At 64.8% G+C, this 20,816-nt stretch carries 18 protein-coding genes; 3 read left to right on the forward strand and 15 right to left on the reverse strand.

Annotation, left to right across the window (positions count from 1 at the left end; translation table 11 throughout):
• Positions 1 to 4 precede the first annotated feature (4 nt).
• The 8 genes from ACCQ10_RS14210 to ACCQ10_RS14245 form a co-directional block, all read right to left on the reverse strand.
• A complete protein-coding gene (locus ACCQ10_RS14210; RefSeq protein WP_032805798.1) occupies positions 5 to 919 on the reverse strand; it encodes an SDR family NAD(P)-dependent oxidoreductase in 915 nt (304 codons plus the stop codon).
• 79 nt (positions 920 to 998) lie between these two features.
• On the reverse strand, positions 999 to 2,021 hold the full coding sequence (locus ACCQ10_RS14215; RefSeq protein WP_050555886.1) for a lipid A deacylase LpxR family protein: 1,023 nt from the start codon (positions 2,019 to 2,021) through the stop codon (positions 999 to 1,001).
• A gap of 199 nt (positions 2,022 to 2,220) precedes the next feature.
• Entirely contained in the window at positions 2,221 to 3,180 is a 960-nt protein-coding gene (locus tag ACCQ10_RS14220) for an MBL fold metallo-hydrolase (RefSeq protein WP_032805126.1), read from the reverse strand.
• 165 nt (positions 3,181 to 3,345) lie between these two features.
• Positions 3,346 to 4,182 (reverse strand): MipA/OmpV family protein, encoded by an 837-nt coding sequence (locus ACCQ10_RS14225; protein WP_233209862.1) that lies wholly within the window; start codon positions 4,180 to 4,182, stop codon positions 3,346 to 3,348.
• Between the two features lie 264 nt (positions 4,183 to 4,446).
• Positions 4,447 to 7,530 (reverse strand): efflux RND transporter permease subunit, encoded by a 3,084-nt coding sequence (locus ACCQ10_RS14230; protein ID WP_372361049.1) that lies wholly within the window; start codon positions 7,528 to 7,530, stop codon positions 4,447 to 4,449.
• Complete coding sequence (locus ACCQ10_RS14235; RefSeq protein ID WP_007704425.1) at positions 7,527 to 8,660, reverse strand: efflux RND transporter periplasmic adaptor subunit; 1,134 nt, start codon at positions 8,658 to 8,660, stop codon at positions 7,527 to 7,529. Before ACCQ10_RS14235 ends, ACCQ10_RS14230 begins: the two co-directional genes overlap by 4 nt.
• Entirely contained in the window at positions 8,657 to 10,390 is a 1,734-nt protein-coding gene (locus ACCQ10_RS14240) for a TolC family protein (RefSeq protein WP_372361050.1), read from the reverse strand. The genes ACCQ10_RS14235 and ACCQ10_RS14240 overlap by 4 nt, the downstream gene beginning before the upstream one ends.
• Positions 10,390 to 10,980 (reverse strand): TetR/AcrR family transcriptional regulator, encoded by a 591-nt coding sequence (locus ACCQ10_RS14245; RefSeq protein WP_372361051.1) that lies wholly within the window; start codon positions 10,978 to 10,980, stop codon positions 10,390 to 10,392. The genes ACCQ10_RS14240 and ACCQ10_RS14245 overlap by 1 nt, the downstream gene beginning before the upstream one ends.
• A 261-nt stretch (positions 10,981 to 11,241) precedes the next feature.
• Here ACCQ10_RS14245 and ACCQ10_RS14250 point away from each other — a divergent pair, with 261 nt between their 5' ends.
• Positions 11,242 to 13,167, forward strand: a complete 1,926-nt coding sequence (locus tag ACCQ10_RS14250; RefSeq protein ID WP_372361052.1) for an esterase/lipase family protein — start codon at positions 11,242 to 11,244, stop codon at positions 13,165 to 13,167.
• Between the two features lie 130 nt (positions 13,168 to 13,297).
• Here ACCQ10_RS14250 and ACCQ10_RS14255 read toward each other — a convergent pair whose 3' ends face one another.
• The gene (locus ACCQ10_RS14255) at positions 13,298 to 13,831 is read right to left on the reverse strand and encodes a TetR/AcrR family transcriptional regulator (RefSeq protein ID WP_238378495.1); all 534 of its coding nucleotides are present in this window, start codon (positions 13,829 to 13,831) and stop codon (positions 13,298 to 13,300) included.
• A 199-nt stretch (positions 13,832 to 14,030) separates the two neighbouring features.
• Between ACCQ10_RS14255 and ACCQ10_RS14260 the strand changes: the two genes are divergently transcribed.
• Positions 14,031 to 14,333: a 4Fe-4S dicluster domain-containing protein gene (locus ACCQ10_RS14260; RefSeq protein ID WP_032805136.1), complete on the forward strand. Its 303-nt coding sequence runs from the start codon at positions 14,031 to 14,033 to the stop codon at positions 14,331 to 14,333.
• A 201-nt stretch (positions 14,334 to 14,534) separates the two neighbouring features.
• Here the strand turns inward: ACCQ10_RS14260 and ACCQ10_RS14265 are convergent, their stop codons facing one another.
• Complete coding sequence (locus ACCQ10_RS14265) at positions 14,535 to 15,407, reverse strand: alpha/beta hydrolase family protein (RefSeq protein ID WP_372361053.1); 873 nt, start codon at positions 15,405 to 15,407, stop codon at positions 14,535 to 14,537.
• A 78-nt stretch (positions 15,408 to 15,485) separates the two neighbouring features.
• On the opposite strand from ACCQ10_RS14265, the gene ACCQ10_RS14270 reads away from it, so the two are divergent.
• Positions 15,486 to 16,070 carry a TetR/AcrR family transcriptional regulator gene (locus tag ACCQ10_RS14270; protein WP_372361054.1) on the forward strand — a complete coding sequence of 195 codons (585 nt, stop codon included), beginning with the start codon at positions 15,486 to 15,488 and terminating at the stop codon, positions 16,068 to 16,070.
• 63 nt (positions 16,071 to 16,133) lie between these two features.
• On the opposite strand, the gene ACCQ10_RS14275 is transcribed toward ACCQ10_RS14270, so the two are convergent.
• From ACCQ10_RS14275 to parA, 5 genes are all read right to left on the reverse strand, one after another.
• Positions 16,134 to 18,113 (reverse strand): relaxase/mobilization nuclease domain-containing protein, encoded by a 1,980-nt coding sequence (locus tag ACCQ10_RS14275; protein WP_372363129.1) that lies wholly within the window; start codon positions 18,111 to 18,113, stop codon positions 16,134 to 16,136.
• Positions 18,114 to 18,561: 448 nt separating this feature from the next.
• Positions 18,562 to 19,149 (reverse strand): S26 family signal peptidase, encoded by a 588-nt coding sequence (locus tag ACCQ10_RS14280; RefSeq protein ID WP_372361055.1) that lies wholly within the window; start codon positions 19,147 to 19,149, stop codon positions 18,562 to 18,564.
• Complete coding sequence (locus tag ACCQ10_RS14285; protein WP_038858323.1) at positions 19,146 to 19,703, reverse strand: DUF2840 domain-containing protein; 558 nt, start codon at positions 19,701 to 19,703, stop codon at positions 19,146 to 19,148. The genes ACCQ10_RS14280 and ACCQ10_RS14285 overlap by 4 nt, the downstream gene beginning before the upstream one ends.
• Positions 19,700 to 19,963 (reverse strand): hypothetical protein, encoded by a 264-nt coding sequence (locus ACCQ10_RS14290; RefSeq protein WP_038858321.1) that lies wholly within the window; start codon positions 19,961 to 19,963, stop codon positions 19,700 to 19,702. Before ACCQ10_RS14290 ends, ACCQ10_RS14285 begins: the two co-directional genes overlap by 4 nt.
• Entirely contained in the window at positions 19,960 to 20,598 is a 639-nt protein-coding gene (gene parA, locus ACCQ10_RS14295; protein ID WP_003092312.1) for a ParA family partition ATPase, read from the reverse strand. The genes ACCQ10_RS14290 and parA overlap by 4 nt, the downstream gene beginning before the upstream one ends.
• Positions 20,599 to 20,816 lie beyond the last annotated feature (218 nt).

The raw sequence follows: 20,816 nt of genomic DNA on the forward strand, positions 1-20,816 counted from the left end.
AAACTCATGGAGACGACTCCTCCACGCCCACCATTACGGCACTCTCGCGCCACAAGCGCTCCTGGGCCTCACGGTTGCGAGCCAGCTCCGAGGGATCGGGAAAGGTGGGATTTCCCTTGACGAGGGAGATGTAAATGCGCCCCTCCGGCAGGGAAAGCGTTCCGAGCGCCACGTCGGCCAGCATCCGACCCGAGTGCTCGGGCGCATTCATCACGAACTCGGGGCGGAAGATACCGACCAGAGGGAAGATCGTGCGCATCACGATGCTAAGGAGCGCCTTCTGCAACGCAGACGCCTCGCGGCCGGCAGCGCCACCCGTTAGGCCCGGGTTGAAGGCGATGACCTCGATCTGGCGCGCCACCACCGTGTCATGCCGGGCCAGGGACAGTGCCGTCATGAGGTTGCACAATTTCGACGCCGTGTAGGAGCGTATGCCGTCACCCGAACCGCCTTTCGGCGGATACGCCCACTCCTGAAGGTCGAGCGTCTTGGGACCGATCGCTTTGATGGGCGGGTTGTGCATGTTGCTCGACGTGATCACCACTCGACCCCGCTCAGCGATATGCGGCAGCAGCAGACGCGCCAGCAGATAGTGAGCAAGGTGATTCACGGCGAACGTGAGGCCATAACCCTCGGCGCTACGCTGATCGGCGGGTGTGCCATGCAGGCCTGCATTGAGGACAAGGATGTCAATACGTTCATCCCCAAGCTGCCGTATCACGGCGCCGGCAAAGTCGCGGACGCTGGCCAGAGAGGCAAGATCAAGCGGCAAGACATCAACGCCTTTCGGCACGGCGCGATTTTCTCCACGAGCGCCTATGATGACCCTTGTGTCAGGGGAAGCGGCCAGATCCTGCAGCGTGAATTGGCCAAACCCACTTGTGGCTCCGGTCATCACGACGACGTACTTCGAGTTCATCGGTCTCACCTCGTTTCTCCTTGAGTCAGGCCACCTGCGCGACGGTCTAGTCGCTGTATCGAGAACGCGATTTCTTCCATCAGAACCGCCTGCCAATGGTGAAGCTCCCAAAGGCCGGTCGCTCGCGCTGTCCATCGAACTCGCGGGTCCGGTGGTAGCGCGCGAAGGCGAAACGCCAGTGGCCATGGGTAAATGCGATACCGAAGCCGATGTCTGCAACCAGTGGGCGCTTGTCCACGCTGTGGCTGGAGCGGAAGGTATTTCCGTCGAGCGTGATGTCGCGCAGGACCCAACGCGCATCGGCAGCGACGAAGAAATGGCCGCGCCACCCCTGCGTCGCGCTCGTGCGGATCGGGGATGTGTTCTCGCCGGCCGGCCGCATTGGCGCTGTACCAAAGTCGTCCGGCAGCAAATAGCCGAAACGGAACTCGATCCCGGTGTTGGCGTAAGTGGCGAAGTTGCCCAGGCTGCCGCCCCAATGGGTAATCGCGTCCCACCGCCATGGCCCGGCAGGCTGCTGCAGCGCGAACCGCTTTCGTCGCTCGTGAATGAACTGCACCACAGGTTCGTTTTGCAGTTGGTTGTCCCAGCCATTGAACCTGTCCACGCCAATGACGCCGTGCCACCAGTCCTGAACTTCTCCGGCTTTGGCAGCAGGCCCCACGATGCCTAACCGTAGTTGCGAAGTCCGCAGGTCGTCGCCTTTTCGAGCGTTGTAGCCCACGCTGAACATCAATGCGCCGGCGTAAGGCCGGTCGTCTGCAATCAGTTCGTGCGGCTCGCGGTCGGTGGGCGTGTACATCGTCTGACCGAGCCCAATAGTCATGTTCAACTCATCGAACCCGCCAGGCTGCAAGCCGGAGAACGCGTGGTTCAACCGTCTGGCGATATCGGGCAGGCTCGGGTCATCCGCACGGTGGATTAGATTCGGCGAAACCAGCGTGAGCAGGAAGCCATTGGAGTACCCCTGGTCCTGCCCGAGGCCGCCGAACATGTCGTTGTCGATTCGCAGATTCACCGTGGATTCGGCCGCAATGCCTTTGCGGTCGCAGCGCTCCTCAGCCAGCGCCGAGCCACTCCAGAGCATTGCCCCAATCGCCATCCAGCCTTTCCACGCAGGGGATTCACTCGCTACATGCGGCAAGCGGCCAGAGCGCTTCGCCGCCAAGCGAACGGAACACAGCGTTTCCAGCCCAGGCACTTCTGCCTGGCACATGGCAGGTTCGCATGCGCCGTCGATAAAGCGATGATGGCGTGGCGTTGCAGTGGGTGACGGCGTGGGTCGCCGCTGTAGAGCCGGCTTATTCATTTGGACGTCGCACTTCTGCAGTTTCGCCAACGGCGAGAACCCGCTTTTCTGAAGCAGTCAGCCCCAGTCTTTTCCACTCCGCCGCCAGGCGAACTGGAGGTTCATCGAGCGGTTCGTAGGTCAACTTGAACGTCCCCCAGTGCATGGCGAAAAAGCTCCGCGCACCCAAGTCTAGATAGGCTTGGACAGCTTCCTCTGGATTCATGTGTTGCGCCCGCATGAACCATGCCGGGTCGTAGGCGCCGATCGGTAGAAGCGCCGCGTCAATCGCCGGAAAGCGACGACCGATCTCCCGGAAGCCGTCGAAATATCCCGTATCGCCCGAGTGATAAATGCTGGCGGATGGCCCCTCGACGACGAATCCGCCCCATAGCGTTTCGTTGGCGTCGGTGAGGCCACGACGGCTGTAGTGCTGAGCAGGCACAAAAGACACTTTGGCGGAGCCAAGTTCAGCGGATTCCCACCAATTCAGTTCGCTTGCGGGAATGCCCTTCTTCGCCAGGAACGCCTGCATGCCCAGCCCGGCGATCACCGGCGCACCGACCTGCTGTACGGAGGGAAGATCGAGGTGGTCGTAGTGGTTGTGCGTGATCAGCACGGCATCGATGGGCGGCAGGTTTTCGGGCAGCACGCCGGCCGGAACATTTCGTCCCCCCGGGCCCAGGGCAAGGTCGCCAAAGATCGGATCGATGAGGAACGACTTGCCCTCTAGCTGCACCAGCCAGCTTGCATGTCCAATCCAGGTGAGGCGAGCGCCTTCGCCCGGTCCCGGCGGACTGGCGATCGCTACGAGGTCGGTCTCGACACATGGGACGGGTGCTTTTCTTGGAACACCGCGGCCACGCCCGGCTAGGCTGTCCAGGACCAACATGCGAAATGCCGGCAGCACAGTACCAGGGGCCGCGCTGCCGTCGAGATTCCTGAAACGTCTGGAGCCATTGCGAGTTGCCATAGCTACCCCTCCCACAAAAAGAAGATCGAGATGAACGCAGTTGGCAGTGGCTGGCCAGATAACGCGCTCCAGCACACATTCCCAATGCCCTGCGTCCCGCTCATTTCGAGTCGAATCCGAAACACAGCAAAAGCCCAGCAACGGGCCATGCCATGAATCGCCTTCTCAGAACCGATACAGGTAGCCGAGTCCCACGCCGTACTGCGTGCTCTTTTCGACCAGCGGGCTGTTGCGGATCGAACTGCCCATGTGCTTGGCGCCCATATCGAGGAACACCGTGTGCTTGGGCACAGGCTGCCAGTCAACGCGCAGTCCGATTTCGGTATTGACCGAGGAACTGCCGCTGTACGCCGGGCGCCAGCTTTGCGCTTCGTCCGACCTCACGCCGTAGTAGTAATCCACGTACTTGCTGTCCACCCACTCGGCCGCGAGCCGCGGTGTCAAACCGATCGGGCCTGCGGTGAAACGCCGATCGATCTGCAGCGTCGCCCGCGTTCCCTTGCTGTTGCTCATGGCATCGGTCAGCACTTCGGCAGACAGGTTGGCAATGCCGCTGCGCCAGATGGCGGCACCGCCGACCCAGAAGCTGGAATCCCGGTCGCGCATACCCGCGAAGTACGGCGAGTCGCCAGAATCGAACTCATCCATGGCATACCGGCCACGCAGCCTGAAAGACACCGGCCCCAACGACGGGAGCTTGACGTCCAGGCCAGGGCCGGCCACCTGAATCCACTTATTCTCATAGGTGATCATCGGCAAGCCACGCACGCGGTTATCGAAGTCCCGGTAAACGCGGTACTGCATGCCACCGGCGACGCCGATCCCCCATGTCGATTCACTGCGCTCGGCTTCGGCCATGGCCTGGCCTCTCGCGGACCTCTTCGTATCGTCGGTCTGAGCAACGGCGGCGGGAGTGGAGAAAATGCCGGCGACCAGAATCGGCAGCGCCGCATAAGACGGCTGGCGTCGCAGCCGGGCTGCGCAATGAAGGCGTGATGACATGATTGATCCCTTTCAAGGAGAACGTGAAGAATGCCTCTCCCCATGCAGGGGATCGGCTGCTGGCGGACCGCGCCATCGAACTGCGCCGATAGGCTCGCGGACCGTCGGCAGACGGCCGCACTTCACCGTCTGCCTGACTTCCATCTCGTTTTGACGACCCGACGTCGTCTCGCACCAGTCCGGCCACACGCTGCTCGCCATGAAGGGAGGCGACGGACGTGCCGCGGGAGTGCTGCATCGTGGCGAGGGCCGCTGTGTCATCGTTCAAGCGCCTTCCGCGCCGGCGGTGGCGCGCTCGGTGTGTCGAAAGAATCCGAGCGATGCCAGCCATTTCTCGAACTTGTCCACGTACAGGAACACGGCAGGCACGACGAGCAGGCTCAATGCGGTCGATGTGATCAGGCCGCCGATCACCGCCATGGCCATGGGCCGGCGGAAGCTCGAATCTGCGCCAAGCCCCAGCGCGATCGGCAACATGCCGGCGATCATCGCGATGGTGGTCATCACGATGGGCCGCGCTCGCTTGTGGCACGCGTCCAGCAAGGCATCGTGAACAGACAAGCCGCGATCGCGCATGCCGATGACCGCGTACTCGACGAGCAGAATGGAGTTCTTAGTGACGATCCCCATCAGCATGACCAGCCCGATCATTGAAGGCACGCTCAACTGGCTGCGCGTGACCAGCAGCGCGAGAAACGCGCCGCCGATGGACAGCGGTATGGCCGAGAGAATGGTGATCGGCTGAAGAAAGTCCCTAAACAGCAGCACCAGCACGCAGTAGATGCACAGGACACCAACCACGAGCGCCATACCGAAGCCCGCGCCGAGTTCGGCGACGATCTCTGCATCGCCGGCCTCGACCACCTTCACGCTGGATGGCAGGGACTTAATCGAAGGCAGGTTGGCGGCTGCTGCTTGCGCCGTTCCAAGTGCGGTGCCCCCCAGGTCAGCCGAAATGGTGACGTTGCGAAGGCGGTCGTGGCGGTCGATCTGCGCAGGACCACTCTCCACGGACAGACTGGCAACGCTGGCAAGCGGCACCGGCCCGTCGCGGCCCGGTACGCGCATGTTGCCGATCGTGTCAATGTCCTGCCGTGCTGCATCGGGAATGCGCGCACGGATATAGACCTGCCGGTTGTCCAGGTTCAGGCGCGCGACCTGCGAATCGAAATCGCCGCTCGTGGCCACCCGTACCACGTCGCCGATCGCTGCGGTCGTCACGCCACGCTCGGCCGCGCGTTCCGGGTCGGGGCGGATGATGATCTCGGGACGTTCCAGGCTTGCGGTGGAGGCGATGCCCGTGAGGCCCTTGACGTCGCGCAGTTCGGATTCCACTGCCTCTGCGCTCGCCTTGAGCACCTCGGCATTGTCGCTGGCGAGGATGATCGAAAGTTTCTCCCCCGGCCCTCCACCACCAACAGCGAAGCGCGCGCCTGCAACGTTGAGCAGGCGCTCTCGCACAGCTTTCTCAATGACCTGCTGCGATGGCCGATCGCCACGCGGCCCCATCGTGAGCGTGAGCGACGCCCGCCGAACCTCGCCAGCACGCGTGCCTCCTGGCCCGGCACTCTGCGCAGTGCCCACCGTGGCGAAGACGTGGGCGATGCCATCCACATCGCTGACGGCCTTGCGCGCAGACTCGGCAACCGCCAATGTGTCCGCCATCGAACTGGCCGGCGGCAACTCGATGCTCACGGTCGTCGTGCCACTGTCGGAGGCCGGGATGAAGCCCGTCTCGATGAAGGGTACAAGGGCGAGCGAAGCGGCCAGAAAGATGACCGCGCCGCCCAAGGTGGTCTTGCGGTGCTTCAGGCACCAGCGCGCCGTTGCCATGTACCAGCGCATGACCCGGCCATCTTCCTTCTCGGGAATCGGCTCGGGCTTGAGCAGGTAGGCTGCCATCATTGGCGTGAGCAAGCGCGCGACGAGCAGCGACGCGAGCACGGCGATCACGGCGGTCCAGCCGAACTGCTTGAAGACCAAGCCGCCAATGCCGCTCATCATGGCGGTCGGCAGGAAGACGACCACCAAGCTCATGGTGGTCGCCATGACGGCCAGGGCGATCTCGGTCACGGCATCCTCTGCTGCCTTCCGGATCGATTTGCCCATGTGCCGGTGGCGCTCGATGTTCTCGATCTCGACGATGGCGTCATCGACCAGGATGCCCACGACCACCGCAAGCGCCAGCAGCGTGACGGTGTTGAGCGTGAAGCCCAGCCAGGCCATGGCCGCGAACGCGGGCAGGATGGACAGCGGTAGCGCGGTCGAGGCGATCAGTGTCGCGCGCCAGTCGCGCAGGAAGAGCCAGACGACGATCATCGCCAGGATGGCGCCTTCGTACAGCATCGCCATCGAACCTTCGTACTGCTCCAGCGTCTGGCCGACCGACCCAGAAATCTCCGTCAGGCTGAGCGCCGGATCGGCCTGCTGGAGGCCGGCCAGGGCCTCGCGAACGCCCTCGGCCAGCCGCACTTCGTCAAAGCCCCTGGCGCGATACACGCTGAAGCCGACCACGTGCTTGCCATCGAGCAAGGCCGCGTGCGTGGGATCAGCCTGACCATCGATTATGGTCGCGATCTGGTCCAGCCTGAAGCTCGTGCCGTTCGACAGCGATATCCGCAGGCCCGCAAGCTCCGATGCTTGGCGAACCGTGGCGATCGTGCGAACCGACTGCTCCTCGCCGCCGAGCTGTCCGCGGCCACCCGAGGACTGCTGCTGTACCTGGCGCAACGCTCGGGAGACATCCGCCGCGGTGATGCCAAGGGCAGACATGCGCAGCGGATCGACCTCGATCCGAACCTCGCGTTCGATGCCGCCAAGCCGCTCGAACCGGCCAACACCGGTCACGCCGAGCACGGTCTTGGCGACTGTATCGTCCACGAACCAGGAAAGCTGCTCCTCGCTGAGACGGGAGGAAGCGATGGCATAGGTGAGCACCGGAGCACCGACGCTGTTGGACGCGCTGACCGTCGGTTGCAGCAGATCAGGCGGGAGGTCGGAGCGAATGCCGTCCACCGCGTTCTTGGTCTCGATCAGCGCGTCCGACAGATTCTTTTCCAGTACGAATTGCACCTGGATCGACACCAAGCCATCCGTGACTGATGTGGTCAGATGGTTCAGCCCGCTCAAGGTCGCGAGCGCGTCCTCGACCTTGCGTGCGACCTCCGTTTCGAGTTGAGCGGGGGCCGCCCCCGGCTGCGACAACGCTACCGTAACCATCGGCAGATCGAGGTCGGGCAAGTCCTGCGTGGGCAGCTTCTGGAATCCCCACAATCCGGCGAGCGCCAGCAGCGCGAACAGCAGGATCGAGGGTATGGGATTGCGAATGGACCAGGTGGCGAAGTTCATGGCTTGGCCGCTCCTGCCGGACGGCCTTGGGAGATGCGCACCAGATCACGGTCCTTGAGGAACCCTGCGCCCTGGACGACGACGTGTTCATCTTTGCCAAGCCCGTCGGTGATCTCGACCTCCCGGCCATTGCGCCGGCCGACAGTCACGCTTCGCAGCGACACCCGGGGCGTTGCGCTGGCGTCGGCCAACGCGAGCACATGGCTGCGCCCATCGCGAATGACGACGCTCTCGGCGGGCACGACCAGCGCCGCGCCGCTCCCCAGCCCAAGGCTGCCGCTGGCGTACATGCCAGCCCGGGCCGAGCTACCTGGTCGGAGGTCGGCATAGACGATGGCCAGGCGCGAGGCGCTGTCCAGCACGGGCGAAGTCTGTCGAACGGTCGCCGTCGCGGTGTTGCCGTCGGGAAGTTCAAGCGTGACTTCCTGGCCGATCTTGACTTGGGCCAGTTGTCCCGCCGTCAGCTCGCCACGCCATTCCAGGCGCCCCTGGCGAATCATCCGGAACAATTCCTGGCCCACCGGGACGACGGTGCCAAGGGTCGCCGTTCTGGCGCTGATGACACCATCATCGGGCGCCCTGACGTCGGTGTAGCGCAGCCGTAGCGCATTGGCCGCGAGCAAGGCATCGGCGGTCTTGGATTGGGTCACGAGCTGCAGCACGTCCTGATCGCTCATGGCGCTGCTACGCTGCAACGCCAGACCGCGCTGGCGGTTGGCGGCCGCTTGATCGGCATTCGCCTTCAGTTGCGCGTGTTCCGCCTCCAACAGCGCGCGATCGAAACGGGCGATCACCTGGCCCTTTTTCACAACGTCCCCGACGTTGACGCGAACGTCGATGAGTTGGTAGCCGCCGATCTGCGAGCCGATGCTGGCTTCTTCCCATGCGGCAATCGCGCCGGTGGCTTTGATTTGCAGCGGCCAGGACACCTCGCGTGGCGCGGCGCTTGTCACGGTGAGCGCTGGCGTGGCGGCGGGAGTAACTTCGGCCGGGCTACGATCGCGCTGCACGAAGACGAGCGCCAGCGCCGCCGCAACGACGGCGATGGCCCCGATGGCATACGCGACCCGGTTCCTGCGCAGGTGACCAGGAGTGGGCGAATTGCGGGGGTGCTCTTGTTCTGGGCTCATCTGCGAATACTTTCGTTGCGGGCGATAGGGGTATCGGTCGTCTTTCGGGTCACCGGCGGCTCCGGTGCCGCCGCCGACAGTGGCGGATTCCCTGCGGCGCGCACGAGGGAAACCCAGGATCGAGCGCGATCGGAAGCAGCCGAAATGGCGCTCTCTTGCGCGCTGTTGAACTGCCGTCGCGAGCCTTCCAGCTCGAACAGGCTGATGGCGCCGGCGCGATATCGGGCTTCGTTGGCTTGCAAAGCAATGCGAGCTGCATCGGTAGCCTGTCGGGACGTGCCCACGCGCTGCTGCGCCGACGACAGCGCAGCCAGAGCGTCCTCGACATCACGGGTCGCTGTACGCAGGGTGTCTGCCAAGGTCGCCAAGGCCGCGCGATACCGCGCTTCGGCGACATCGACGTTGGCCGCCCCCAGCCCCGCATCGAAGATGGGCACGGACACCGCGGCGCCGGCGGACCAGGTATCGAAATTGACCGTGGACCCCAGTGCGCGAATCCACTGGCCCGTCAGGAGCGCAGACAGATCAACACGCGGCAGACGCTCGGCACGGGCAACACCGATCTCGGCATATGTGGCGGCGAGTTCCCGCTCGGCTGACCGGACCGCAGGATGCTGGAGAAGAACGGTTGCCGGCAGATCCAGTCGGGATGACGGCGCGATGGGTACGATGGCCGCGGGATCATCGAGATGTTCGACTGCAGCGGATGCCGACGAATCACTACTGGGCGGCACGGAGGGAGATGACATCGCGAGGCGCCGAGCCTCGCCGTGCTGGAGGTGGACAATGGCCTGAAGGTCCAGGCGCGACGAGAGCGCGAGGGAGGCGGTGGCCGCGGGACCAGCCGGGCGGCTGATGGCTGCGGCTTGCGACGAGTCACCGCTGGGCGATACAAGCGGCGGCTGCATCGCAAGCTGCCGTACCGTCGCGGCCTCCCGGCCGCTAAGCGCGGCAAGCGCGTCCACCAGGGTCGTGCAGGCCTCTTCCTGGCTGAAGCGATTGGTTCTCGCGGCGGCAAGATTGCTCAGTGCGCTGGCTTCTTCCACGGGCGCGACATTGCCAACCGCGAGGCGCTGACGGATCAGCGAAAGCTCGGTTTCACGAGAGGCGATGTCCTGGCCGCGAATCGCGAGGGAATAGTTGCAGGCGCGCAGGGCCACGACGCCGTCGGCGATCTGCGCGGCCAGGGACAGCCGGGCGTCATCGGCGTCCGCGTTGCGCGCATCGAGCCGGCTGCGGGCCGCGTCTTCCGTCGCACGGGCACGGCCCCAAAGATCAAGCTCCCAAGCAAGGCTGGCGCCCAAAGAACCCGTAGTGGCGTTGATTGTCTCGGCGCCGCCCGTCTGGCCCTGCGACTTGCCGCGCGACAGCGATCCGTTGCCACCAAGCTGGGGAGCGCGCCGGGCACGGCTCGCTCCCAGCCCCGCACGCGCTTCATCGACACGTGCGGCTGCTTGTGCAAGCGTGGGGTTGTCGATCAACGCCGAGGCGACGAGGGTGTCGATGGCGGGATCGCCCAGATGCGTCCACCAGTCCTCGCGCAACTCGGCGCCACCGACGGGCGTACCTGCCTTGGCGTTCGCCCAAGCCGTCGGCACATCGACGTGTGGCGTCGCATAAGGCGGCTGCGTCGCGCAACCACCGACGCAAAGCGCTGCGGCCATCACGCACGCCCCAAGCCGCGGTCCAGGGTGACCTTGGCGATGCGTCAGATCGTGCAGCGTCGCCATCACAGCTCGCGCACCAGTGAGAACGCTCTTGCCATGATCGGCCGCAGATTTGCCTGCCCACCGTCGGCGTACCATTCATCCAGGGCGGCCGTCCATGCTGACGTCGCCGCGCCCACGATGATGCGCGCCTCCAGCAGGCTCAGGCCCCGTTCGCCGTATCGCTCCACCAGCACGGCGGCAAGCACCACTTCTCGCTCCATCCGCTTCTCGCACTCCTTCGCGAGCAAGGGCGGTGCTTCCTTCAGGAGGCGCACCAGAGCAAAAGCCATGTCGGGATTGGCGTCATAGAGTTTGAGCACCGTCCCCAGCGTTTCGCAGACCGCTTCCAAGGGGCGCTCCTCGGCGGGCCTGCCCCTCAACTCGTCGGCCAACTGAACGGTCTTTTCTTCATGCCAGGCAAAGACCAGATCCTCTTTGGTCTTGAAGTAGCGAAAGAAGGTGCGCCGCGCGATGCCCAGAGGGTCGACGATCTGCTCGATGGTGGTGTGGGTGAAGCCTTGCTTCAGAAACAGCGCGAGCCCGAGGTTGGACAACTCCCTGCGGGTGCTCTCCTTGTGTCTTTCGCGAAGGCCAGGGTTTTTCTGTGTCATGGGTGCATTCTGCCTTAACTGGCACTTGGTGCCAATAATGCATTATGCGCCAAGTGGCACTTTGTGTCACAATGACTGAAGTTTTGGCTGAACCGCCCCTGTCGGCGTTTCATTGGCTTCAGGGGAGAGAAGCGCTATGGAAGACGTATCCCGAGCCACGGTTGAGCCGTGCGAACCCGGTCGCGCGCAGGCCACCAACGCCGACCCTCTCGGCTGCCGAGCCGCGCGCTGCGACCTTTCCGATATGCAGGAGGCGGCTTCATGAGTCGCCTTCGGCCCCCGTTTCACATACTGCTGTGGGTACTGCTCGTCGCGCTGCTGCCAGGCTGCGCGGTGGTGTCCGTTTCATCCATCTCACCCAAGGAGTACCTGGCTGAGCGACGTGGCGACGTGCTCACCACGGGCCGGCTGAGCACGGCCGCGCAGGAGGTGCTGCGCGTGGTCGGCATCGACGACTGCCGTGAACGCCAGGAGGCCTGCCGACAGACCCTGGCGCAGGCGAGCGGCATCACCGAGGAGCAGCGCCAGTCCGCGCTGTCCGAACTGTGGCTGGAAGCGGCACTCGCGGCCGACCAGGCGCCTGCCAGCTCGACCCGGCAAGCCCCGGCGCTGGACGCGTGGCTTGAAGCAGCGCGGCACGCCTGGGCCTACCTGTTTTTCACCGAGCGGCGCCCCGGAGAACGCGCGTTCGAGGACCGCCAGACCCAAGTGCGCGACTACTACAACTACGCCGTCGAGCAGACCGTGACACGCCTGTTCAACGCCCGCTGGCGCGAGCGGGTTGCCGCCACCCGCAACACCGGGGCTTCTGTCCTCCATCTTGGACAGTGGCGTCTAAGCAGCCACGTCGAGGGGTTTGCACGCACGCAGGGTGCGGCGCTGCCAGAGGCGCTGGTGACCGCTTCCTCGCTGCGCTTCTCCGGCCTGCGCAACACCTATCGGCGCGACGGCTTCGGCGCCCCGCTGGTGGCGGTCCTCCCGCCGCTACCAACCAGTCCCCCGGTGCCTTATACCGAGATGCGGTATCCCGCGATCACTGCGCTGATCACCTTCGAGGGCCGGAACCTGCAAGAGGTGCTGGGCACCCGCCGCGTGGATATTCGCCTCTACGATCCTTACCGCGCGAAGCAGATCGACACGGCCGGGGTACAGGCTCCGCTCGCGGCCAACTTCACTGCCGGTTATGGCCTTTGGCTCGCGCGCTCGGGCTTCGCCACACAAGCGCTGCGTACCCTGTTCGGCATGAGCGACGGCATCGTGCGGCCGCAAATCCAGTTGATGCAGCCTTATGACCCGGAACGGGGGATCGTCGTCATGCTGCACGGACTGGCGAGCAGCCCGGAAGCATGGGTCAATGTGGCCAACGAGGTGCTGGGCGACGAGACGCTGCGCCAGCACTATCAGATCTGGCAGGTCTATTACCCAACGAATGCCCCCCTGGCCCTGAACCGGCACGCCATCGAGCAGGCGCTGACACAGACACTGGCCCACTTCGACCCCCAGGGCACGGCCCGCGCCTCACGCGACATGGTGCTGGTCGGCCATAGCATGGGTGGCGTGTTGTCGCGGCTGTTGGTGTCCGATGCAGGCCAGGCAATGTGGCCGTTGTTACCGTCGGGAGCGAAAACGCGCATGGCATCGGACCCGGAACTCCAGCGCGATCTGACCGCATATGTGGAGTTTCAGCCGATGCCGCAGGTCACACGCGCCGTTTTTATTGCCGCACCGCACCGCGGCACGCCCTTCGCCGAGAACCGGCTGGCACGCCACGCCGCCAATCTCGTCACCTTGCCTCTGGCCATGTTGGAGCAGGCGGGCGATCTGACGAGACGGCTGGCCCGGCTTTCTCCCCAGGGTCAGGGCAGCGAACCGCTGCACATCCCGAACAGCATCGACAACCTGAGCGACCGCGATCCATTCGTGCGTGCGGCTGCGCAATTGCAGATCAGCCCGAGGGTGCGCTACCACTCGATCATTGGCCGCGAACGTCCCGAGGACATACTGGCGCAGTCCAGCGACGGCGTGGTGCCCTATGCCAGTGCGCACCTGGAGGGCGCGTTATCCGAGAGGGTCATCACGTCATGGCACAGCGTGCAGGAAACGCCAGAGGCGATATTGGAGATACGCCGCATCCTGCTGGAGCATCTCCTGTCGGCCGCAGCCGATCTCCGCTGCGAGGGCTGTTGACAGGAAATGCAAAGGCCTTCGGCACGACACGAAACAGCCGGCGTGGAAAGCGCCGCCTTCGGAGCACATGCATGCTCCAAGGCAGTGCTCCACGGTCAATGACAATACGGCGCGTCGCCCAGGATGATGATCACAGCTCGTGAACCAATGCGAACGCGCTTGCCATGATGGGCCGCAGGTCTGCCTGCCCGCCGTCGGCATACCACTCATCCAGCGCTGCCATCCACGCTGACGTGACCGCACCAACGATGATGCGCGCTTTGAGGGGGATCAGACCCTGCTTGCCTTCTCGCTCCACCAATGCAGCAGCAAGCGCCAGTTCCCGGTCCATCCGCTTTTCGCATTCCTTGGCGAGCAAGGCCGGTGTCTCTTTCAGAAGGCGTACCAGAGCGAAGGCAAGCTCTGGATTCGCGTCGTAGCGCTTGAGGGTCGTCGCCATGGTTGCGCAAACCGCGTCCAAGGGGCGCTCCTTGGCGGGCCTGCTCTTCAACACCTCGACCAACTCCACAGTCTTCTCTGCGTGCCACGCGAAGACCAGTTCCTCCTTGGTCTTGAAGTACCGAAAGAAGGTACGCCGCGCGATGCCCAGGGGTTCGACGATCTGCTCGATGGTGGTATTGGCGAAGCCTTGTTTCAAGAACAGTTCCAGTCCGAAGTTGGACAAGTCCGTTCGAGTGCTTTGTTTGTGCCTTTCACGAAGGCTGGGGTGCTTCTCTGTCATTCAAATCGCCCTGATCTATGGCATTTAGTGCCATTAGAGCACAATGCGCCAACTGGCACTCGGTGCCACAATGAAGTAAAATTGGTCTTAGCACCGCTCTTCAAAGCACCGCTGGGTAAACCATAACCCAGAGAAAGGACCTATGGAAAAAACACCGAAAGCCGCGGCTGAGCCGTGTAAGCATCCGCCTGGCAAGTTTGTGCCGGTCATCGATCGCAACCGCTGCGAGGGAAAAGGCGACTGCATCAGCGCCTGTCCTAAAGACGTGTTCGTGCTCGGTGTCCTTCCCAAGTCCGATCGAGACGGCCTCTCCTGGATTGGCAAGGTGAAGGGCTTTGCCCACGGTTGGAAGCAGGCCTTCATGCCGAATGCCAGTGCATGTGAGGCATGTGGCCTATGCGTCACTGCCTGCCCAGAGCGTGCAATCAAACTTGAGCGAGCTTGAACTGCTGTAACGTGCTTTGCTCCTATATTTCTTATCGCAAGCGCCTTAGCAAAAAGGTCCGCTAATTCTTCCCTTGCTGATCTAGATGTAGATATGGGCGCCGCTCGAAGAGCGGCAGATGTGCCGCTTAGAGCAGGGCATTGCTGCCGAAAGTGGCGCGAAGTAGTCAGCGAAGCGAGGAGCGTCAGTGTGGCGCTGTGTTCATCTCCGTTCGGCCCTGTGGGACAGACCCGCAAACCATTCCAGCGCGTCTTCCCAGTGCGATGTCGCTGATTGGCGGAAATAGCCCATATGTCCGAGCGCGCCGCCGGATTGGGAAGGATTTAGGTCCTTGCACGTTAATGGTGCATTCCGATAAGCCTCCATGAAGGCATCCCGCGAGGCTGGCATCGCCCACCGGTCGTCAAGCGCATTGGCAGCCACGATCGGCGTGCGCACCTCGGCGTAATTACGTTCGATGCCAGACATGGCAGGGTCGTCAAAAAAATAACGGGGAAAGCGGCACCAGTGCCGCCACTGGCGGTAGACATCAACGGGAAGATCCTCACCCATGCCCAGCATCTTCCAAGGGCAGTACCCCTTCCACCACGTCAGGACTGGAAGAACGAGGTTCCACATCGCCAGTACCCGCAGGCGTTCACCCATCGGCATGTAGCCATGCCAGCCCGCCCCCGTACCAAACACATAAAAGCCTGCCACTTTCTGGTGGTTGGGGAGCAACCCGAAGGCATGGCCGCCAAATGAGTGCCCGACGATGAATAGCGGCACCTGCGGATGGGCCATAGCATCGACCGCTGCTGCCAGATCGAGTCGCCCCCAGTCCAGCAAGTCCATGCGGAAGCTCTTCAAGGAGCCGGGATGGGAACGTCCGATCCCCCGGTAGTCGAAGGTCAGGACCTCGAAGCCCCGGGCGGCGGCAAACTCGGCGAAGCGCTTGTAGAAGTCTTGGGGTACGGCGGTGGCGCCGGCAACGACCAGACATGCATGGGGTGGGATGTCTGGCACATACCGAGTGGCGCCGAGTACGTAGCCATCGGCGGCGGTCAGTTCAATCAGGTTCGAAGTCACGGCCATTTCACGCTATCTATGACGACTGTCATACTTGAATTCGCGAGGCTAGACTATGACGACTGTCTTAGCAAGGTTTTTGCCATGAGTCCTCGTCAAACTGACGGCCGCCAGCGTGTCGTGGCCGTGGCCGCCGAGATGCTGGCCCGGCACGGCTTGAACGCAACCAGCATCCGGGAGATGGCCAAGCGTGCCCAGGCGCCCTTCGGCTCGACCTACCACTACTTTCCGGGCGGCAAGCAGCAGGTGATTTCTGAGGCGGTGTTGCAGGCGGGTGCCCGAGTGCAGCGGCAGTTGGAAGGTCATTTACGCGACGGGCTCCGGCCGGGGTTGCGTGCGTTTTTGGGTTTGTGGCGCGAAATCCTGCTGCGCTCTGATTTTCGCCAGGGTTGCCCGGTCATGGCCGCAGCGGTCGAACAACCGATTGAGGGTGAAGCGGTAGAAGCACTGGAGGCCGCTGCGCTGACATTTGGCCAGTGGAAGGCGATACTGTCTGCATCACTGCAATGTCACGGACACACGTACGTCGATGCATCCCAACTGGCCACTCTCATCGTCGCCAGTATTGAAGGTGCGATCGTGCTATGCCGCGCGGAGCGCAGCGTCGCGCCTTTCGATCATGTGGCACGACAGTTGGAAATCTTGGTGCACCCCAAAGGTTCAGGTTGATATCGTGAAGTATTCGCACCTAGCCCCGACGATCTTGCAACATGCAGAAGATGATGTGCGCTATCAGAGTTCAGGCCCGCGCTGCCGGCTAATCTCCCACAACGCGCCACCGCCGCGCACTGTCGCGGCGATCTGCTGCCCCAGCCGCTGTTCGATCACCGGCCGCCACGGCACCAGGCTGAATTCCTTGCCGTCATCAAGCATCGCGTAGCGCCCGCTGGCGAGCATGACGGAGCGCCGGTAGATGCCGGCCACGCGCTCCCCGTCCGTGACGGAGCGATGCTCCAGGCCGGTGTCGGCGGCAATGTCCTTCGCTGCCTGCGCCAGCTCCCGATTGCGCAACGTTTCCAGCAGATTCTGGGCAAGAATCACCCGCTGCCCGCGCCGCTGGGCCAGCCCCTCTTCTTCGAGGAAGTTGGCGCGCTGCTGCAAGGCTTGCTTGGCATCGCCACCAAAGCCCAGGTCGCCCAGCCCCTTGCCGCCGCCGATCAATTGCTGATCCAGCCAGGTCGCGCCGATTACCCGCGCCTGCCGCTCGATCGACAGATGCGATTTCAGCTCCACAGCCACGCCGCCCAGCCGTTGCGCGTCGTACTGGCGGCCACGCTCCGCCAGATCGTCCGGCACCTTCCATAGTCCGTCCGCCACACGTTCCACAATGCAGGCCCGGCGCAGGGATTCCAGCCGGCGAACGTGGGCCGCGACGACCTCCTGCGGGTCGCGGCCGGGCTTGGCTCGGCCTCGCTCGATCGCCAGGTGATGATCGGTGCGATACAGGCCATCGCTCGCCAGCGCGGCGATGTTCTTGTCGGCCGACCGCATCTCGGCGGCACCGCGTACCTCCACCACGGCTCCGGTCGCGTAGTTCGCCAGCTCGTCGCGGGCATTCAACGCGACGTAGTGGGCCTTGCCATCCACGCCGTCGATGACCAGATAACCGCGGTCGTGCAGCTCGTCGGCCAAGCCCTTGCCGGCCACGCGGCCGATGATGGTGCGGCCATCGTCGCCCGGCTCGAACACCGCCAGATCGCGCGGCTGGCCGCTCATCGCCCGCTGCATGGTGCGGATGATGTCGCCGCGCTCGCCCAGGGCGCGCAAGGTCTTCTCCGCATCCGCATGGATGGCCCAGGTGCCAGGCTGCACTTCGTCGGCCAGGCCCAGGCGCTGCAAGCGTTGCAGGCGGCCGATCAGCAGCAGGCGCTGGCGTTGCAGCCGGGGTTCGTTCAAGCGCTCGATCCGCACTCGGCCATCGTCGCCGACCTCGCGCTGCAATGTGCGGTCGATGCTCGTCCACCGCTCTTGCTCCACTTCGCGCTGCAAAGTCTGCTGGATCTCCAGTTCGGTGCGCGGCCCCAGCCATTCCGTCGCTAGCTCGGCGGCCCGATGGCGGAAGCCGTGGGCGATGTAGTCGCCCGCGATGATGAGGTCTTTGCCCGTGTCGTCGCGCCCGCGCACGATCAGGTGGGTGTGCGGGTTGTCGGTGTTCCAGTGATCGACCGCCACCCAATCCAGCCGCGTGCCCAGGTCGGCTTCCATGCGATCCACCAGATGCCGGGTGTAGGTGCGCAGGTCGTCCAGTTCAGCCCCGTCCTCCGGCGAAACGATGAAGCGGAAATGGTGGCGGTCATTAGAGCAGCGTTCCTTGAAGGCATCGAGGCCGGCGGTGTCGGTCTGCGGCCCGTAGGCTTGGCCCAGTTCGCCGTCGCGGCCCACGCCATCGCGTTCGACGTAGCGCAGGTGCTTGGCGAGCGATTGCGGACTGGCCCGTTGGTGATTGACCAGCAAGGTCTTGATGGTCACGCGCCGCGACATGGGCGTTAGCTTCGCCCCGGCAAAGCGCGCCGCCGTATGGCCGCGCCCCAGGCGCGAGCCAGGCCGCTGGCCGGTGCCGGCCACCCCAGGACGGCGCACCGCCGACTTGCCGCTGCTGGCTTTGCCGGCCTGCTTGAGCACCTTGGAAACGAAGCTCTGCCCCTGGCCCTTGCCCCGGTTCTTCGGGGCGCTGGGGCGCACCCGGAAATCGTCGTCGCGGCGGTCGGTCATTGCCGTTCTCCCTGCAAGCCCTGGCGAGTCCTGTCGTGCGAAGCACGCGGACATGCCTGCATTGGCGCGACCCTCGCGCCCCACGCGGCACGGCGGCGAAGCCGCTCCGTGCCGCGCCACCCCCATGTGCAGACAAGCTTTCGACGCGGCCCGGTGCCGCGTCCTTTTGTCTTGCCTTCCGCCGTTGCCCCTCGCTGTCGCTCCGGGCGTCGGCGGCCCGGCGGCGCTGCGCTGCTTGCAGCCAGCCCGCCGGCGAACGCGCCAATGGCCGCAGGCCGGGCGCGTTCGAGGCAAGACGCCTGCACGCTGGACGGCTGCGCCGGATGTTGGGCGAGGCGCGGCGCGAATGCGCCCGCGCTGCACGCGTGACGACACGGCGGCAGCCACTGGAACGACATGCCCGATGGCACGATGAGAGGCACGGCAACGTGCAGCGAATCGGCGGCCATCATGGGCGTGTCTCCAGCCAGACCGGGTGCGCGACGCCGATCACGGCGGATGCGCTGACCGGGCCGAAATAGCGGCTGTCGAACGACGCCGGATTGGTCACGCTCAACAGGAACAGTTCGCCCGGTTCGAGGCGGCGGCAAAACGGCAAGGATGGCAGCGGCCGGCCCAGCCGGTCGGCAGGGAGCGCGGCGGCCGCAGGCACGCCGTCGATGCGTGCCTGCCCGGCGACGATGCAAACGTGTTGCGGCGCGACCGCGCCCACACGTTTGAGCAGCGGAACGCGGGTCGGCAGGTAGCCGCGCTGCGCAGCCAGCATGGCGGCCCTGTCGGGCAGCGGCACCAGCACGATGCTGTCCACGGACAGCGGACGTGGCCGCGAGGCGGTGCGCGGGTCGAGCGGTTCGATGCGATACCAACCGACCGCCACGCTGTCGGACGGGTTGTAGGCCATTCGCGGCAGGGGCTGCACGAACGCCGCCCAGGCCAGCGCAGCGAGGCCGACGGTGGCGAAGCCTGCCAGCACGAGGCGAGCGCGCAGGCGCGAGCGAGGATGCGGCACGGGGCCGGTCGTGGAAATCGTGGTCATGGCAATGCCCTCCCGGCCAGCCAGGCGGCGTGCCGTTCTGCGGTGTATGTGGGTAGCGGCGAGCGCGCTGCGAGCCGGTTCGCGAGCGTGCGCCAGTACGCGGGCGATGTGTCTGCGGCTGCGATGCCCAGCGCCTCGATGCCGTCGATGCGTTCCAGCACGGCGCGCACGTTGGCATCGCCTTCGGCGTGCAGCAGCAGACGCGCGCCCGGCTGCACGCCGGGGATGCGCTGCACGGCGTCCAGCGGCGTGGCGGTCTGCATCACCATGAGCTGCCAGCGGATCGTGCCGTAGTCGTTGGCCTGCCAACGGATGCGGCACAGAACCGCGTTCGGCAGGAACACGGCGCAGCGCCGCCAGCGGTCGAGCTGGAGCGTGCGCGCCGGTTCGCCGAAGCGCAGGTAGAGCTTGAAGCGCGGTTCGATGTAGGCCAGCGCCACGCGCGTCAGCGGCACGTTGCCGGCCTGGCCGGCGAGTGTCGAAGGCGCCGGCGGCGGTGCAGCCGTGGGCGCACTTGCTTTGGGGGTGTGGGCGGTCGAAGCGGATGCGTTCACGGCGTGCCCTCCGGGGGAAACTCCCGCTCCAGCAGGCCGCGCAGCAGTTCGGCTACGGTCACGCCTCGCGTGAAGGCCGACACCTTGATGCGCGCCCGCATGGCGGGCGTGATGTCGAGCGTCAGTCGAGCGGTGTAGAGGTCGCCTTTCTGCAAGGCATCTGCGTCGCCCTGGCGAATCCACGCTTCGGCGTGCGGATTCGCTGGGGGACGCGCACCGATGCCGACGCGCTTGCTGCGTGGTGATGGCTTTCCAGTCATGTCGGCCACCGCAGCAGTTCGTCGGTGAGCGCGGCGATCTCGCGGGCAGCGGCGCTGTCGGGCGCGGTTTCGCGGGCGAGCCGGCCAGCGGCTACGCTGTCGGCAAAGACGATGCGCTGGTGGATCTCCGAGCGCAGCGCGGGCAGAGGCTGTTCGGCCAGCGATTGCCGTGCCTCCCTGCCGATGATGGTGGTGCTGACGCGCCGGTTGATGACGAAGGCCGCGCGCAGCGCTGGCCGGAACACCTGTGCTTCGCGGATCAGTGCGACCATCTCGGCAGAAGCCCATACGTCGTAGGGGCTGGGCTGCACGGGGATCAGCACGCGCTCGGCCGCCAGCAGCGCGGAGCGCGCGAGGGCGGCGATGCGCGGCGGGCCGTCGATGATGATGTGATCGGCCCGCCTAGCGAGTTCTGGCGCTTCCTGATGCAGCGTTTCGCGGGCAAGGCCCACGGCGCTGAACAGACGGGGCAGGCCCTGCTGGCTACGCCGCTGCGTCCAGTCGAGCGATGACCCCTGCGGGTCGGCATCCAGCAGGATGACATGCAGGCCGCGCATCGCCAGTTCGCCGGCGATGTGCGTGGCGAGCGTGGTCTTGCCGACGCCGCCTTTCTGGTTGAGAAACGCGAAGATCATGGCGCGGCCCTCCGAGCTGGAAAGCCGGCCTGGCCGTGCCGTTTCGTGGTTGTCCACCGAAACGGCGCGCTTCTACTAAAAGTTATGTATTTCTTGTTAGGTAAGTTAGAGGGAACGCAAACCCGCGCCGTTGTTGGCTTGCCAGCGTTTTCGTACTCCTGATAGCACGAGAGTCGTACTCCTGATAGCACGATACCCGGTACTCCTGATAGCACGAG

This window comes from Xanthomonas sp. NCPPB 1325 (assembly GCF_041477645.2).
GTDB lineage: Bacteria > Pseudomonadota > Gammaproteobacteria > Xanthomonadales > Xanthomonadaceae > Xanthomonas > Xanthomonas cannabis.

Coding starts and splice junctions, on each gene's coding strand:
- ACCQ10_RS14210 (WP_032805798.1), bottom strand. CDS start 919: ATGAACTCGAAGTACGTCGTCGTGATGACCGGAGCCACAAGTGGGTTT.
- ACCQ10_RS14215 (WP_050555886.1), bottom strand. CDS start 2,021: ATGGCGATTGGGGCAATGCTCTGGAGTGGCTCGGCGCTGGCTGAGGAG.
- ACCQ10_RS14220 (WP_032805126.1), bottom strand. CDS start 3,180: ATGGCAACTCGCAATGGCTCCAGACGTTTCAGGAATCTCGACGGCAGC.
- ACCQ10_RS14225 (WP_233209862.1), bottom strand. CDS start 4,182: ATGTCATCACGCCTTCATTGCGCAGCCCGGCTGCGACGCCAGCCGTCT.
- ACCQ10_RS14230 (WP_372361049.1), bottom strand. CDS start 7,530: ATGAACTTCGCCACCTGGTCCATTCGCAATCCCATACCCTCGATCCTG.
- ACCQ10_RS14235 (WP_007704425.1), bottom strand. CDS start 8,660: ATGAGCCCAGAACAAGAGCACCCCCGCAATTCGCCCACTCCTGGTCAC.
- ACCQ10_RS14240 (WP_372361050.1), bottom strand. CDS start 10,390: ATGGCGACGCTGCACGATCTGACGCATCGCCAAGGTCACCCTGGACCG.
- ACCQ10_RS14245 (WP_372361051.1), bottom strand. CDS start 10,980: ATGACACAGAAAAACCCTGGCCTTCGCGAAAGACACAAGGAGAGCACC.
- ACCQ10_RS14250 (WP_372361052.1), top strand. CDS start 11,242: ATGAGTCGCCTTCGGCCCCCGTTTCACATACTGCTGTGGGTACTGCTC.
- ACCQ10_RS14260 (WP_032805136.1), top strand. CDS start 14,031: ATGGAAAAAACACCGAAAGCCGCGGCTGAGCCGTGTAAGCATCCGCCT.
- ACCQ10_RS14265 (WP_372361053.1), bottom strand. CDS start 15,407: ATGGCCGTGACTTCGAACCTGATTGAACTGACCGCCGCCGATGGCTAC.
- ACCQ10_RS14270 (WP_372361054.1), top strand. CDS start 15,486: ATGAGTCCTCGTCAAACTGACGGCCGCCAGCGTGTCGTGGCCGTGGCC.
- ACCQ10_RS14275 (WP_372363129.1), bottom strand. CDS start 18,113: ATGACCGACCGCCGCGACGACGATTTCCGGGTGCGCCCCAGCGCCCCG.
- ACCQ10_RS14280 (WP_372361055.1), bottom strand. CDS start 19,149: ATGACCACGATTTCCACGACCGGCCCCGTGCCGCATCCTCGCTCGCGC.
- ACCQ10_RS14290 (WP_038858321.1), bottom strand. CDS start 19,963: ATGACTGGAAAGCCATCACCACGCAGCAAGCGCGTCGGCATCGGTGCG.
- parA (WP_003092312.1), bottom strand. CDS start 20,598: ATGATCTTCGCGTTTCTCAACCAGAAAGGCGGCGTCGGCAAGACCACG.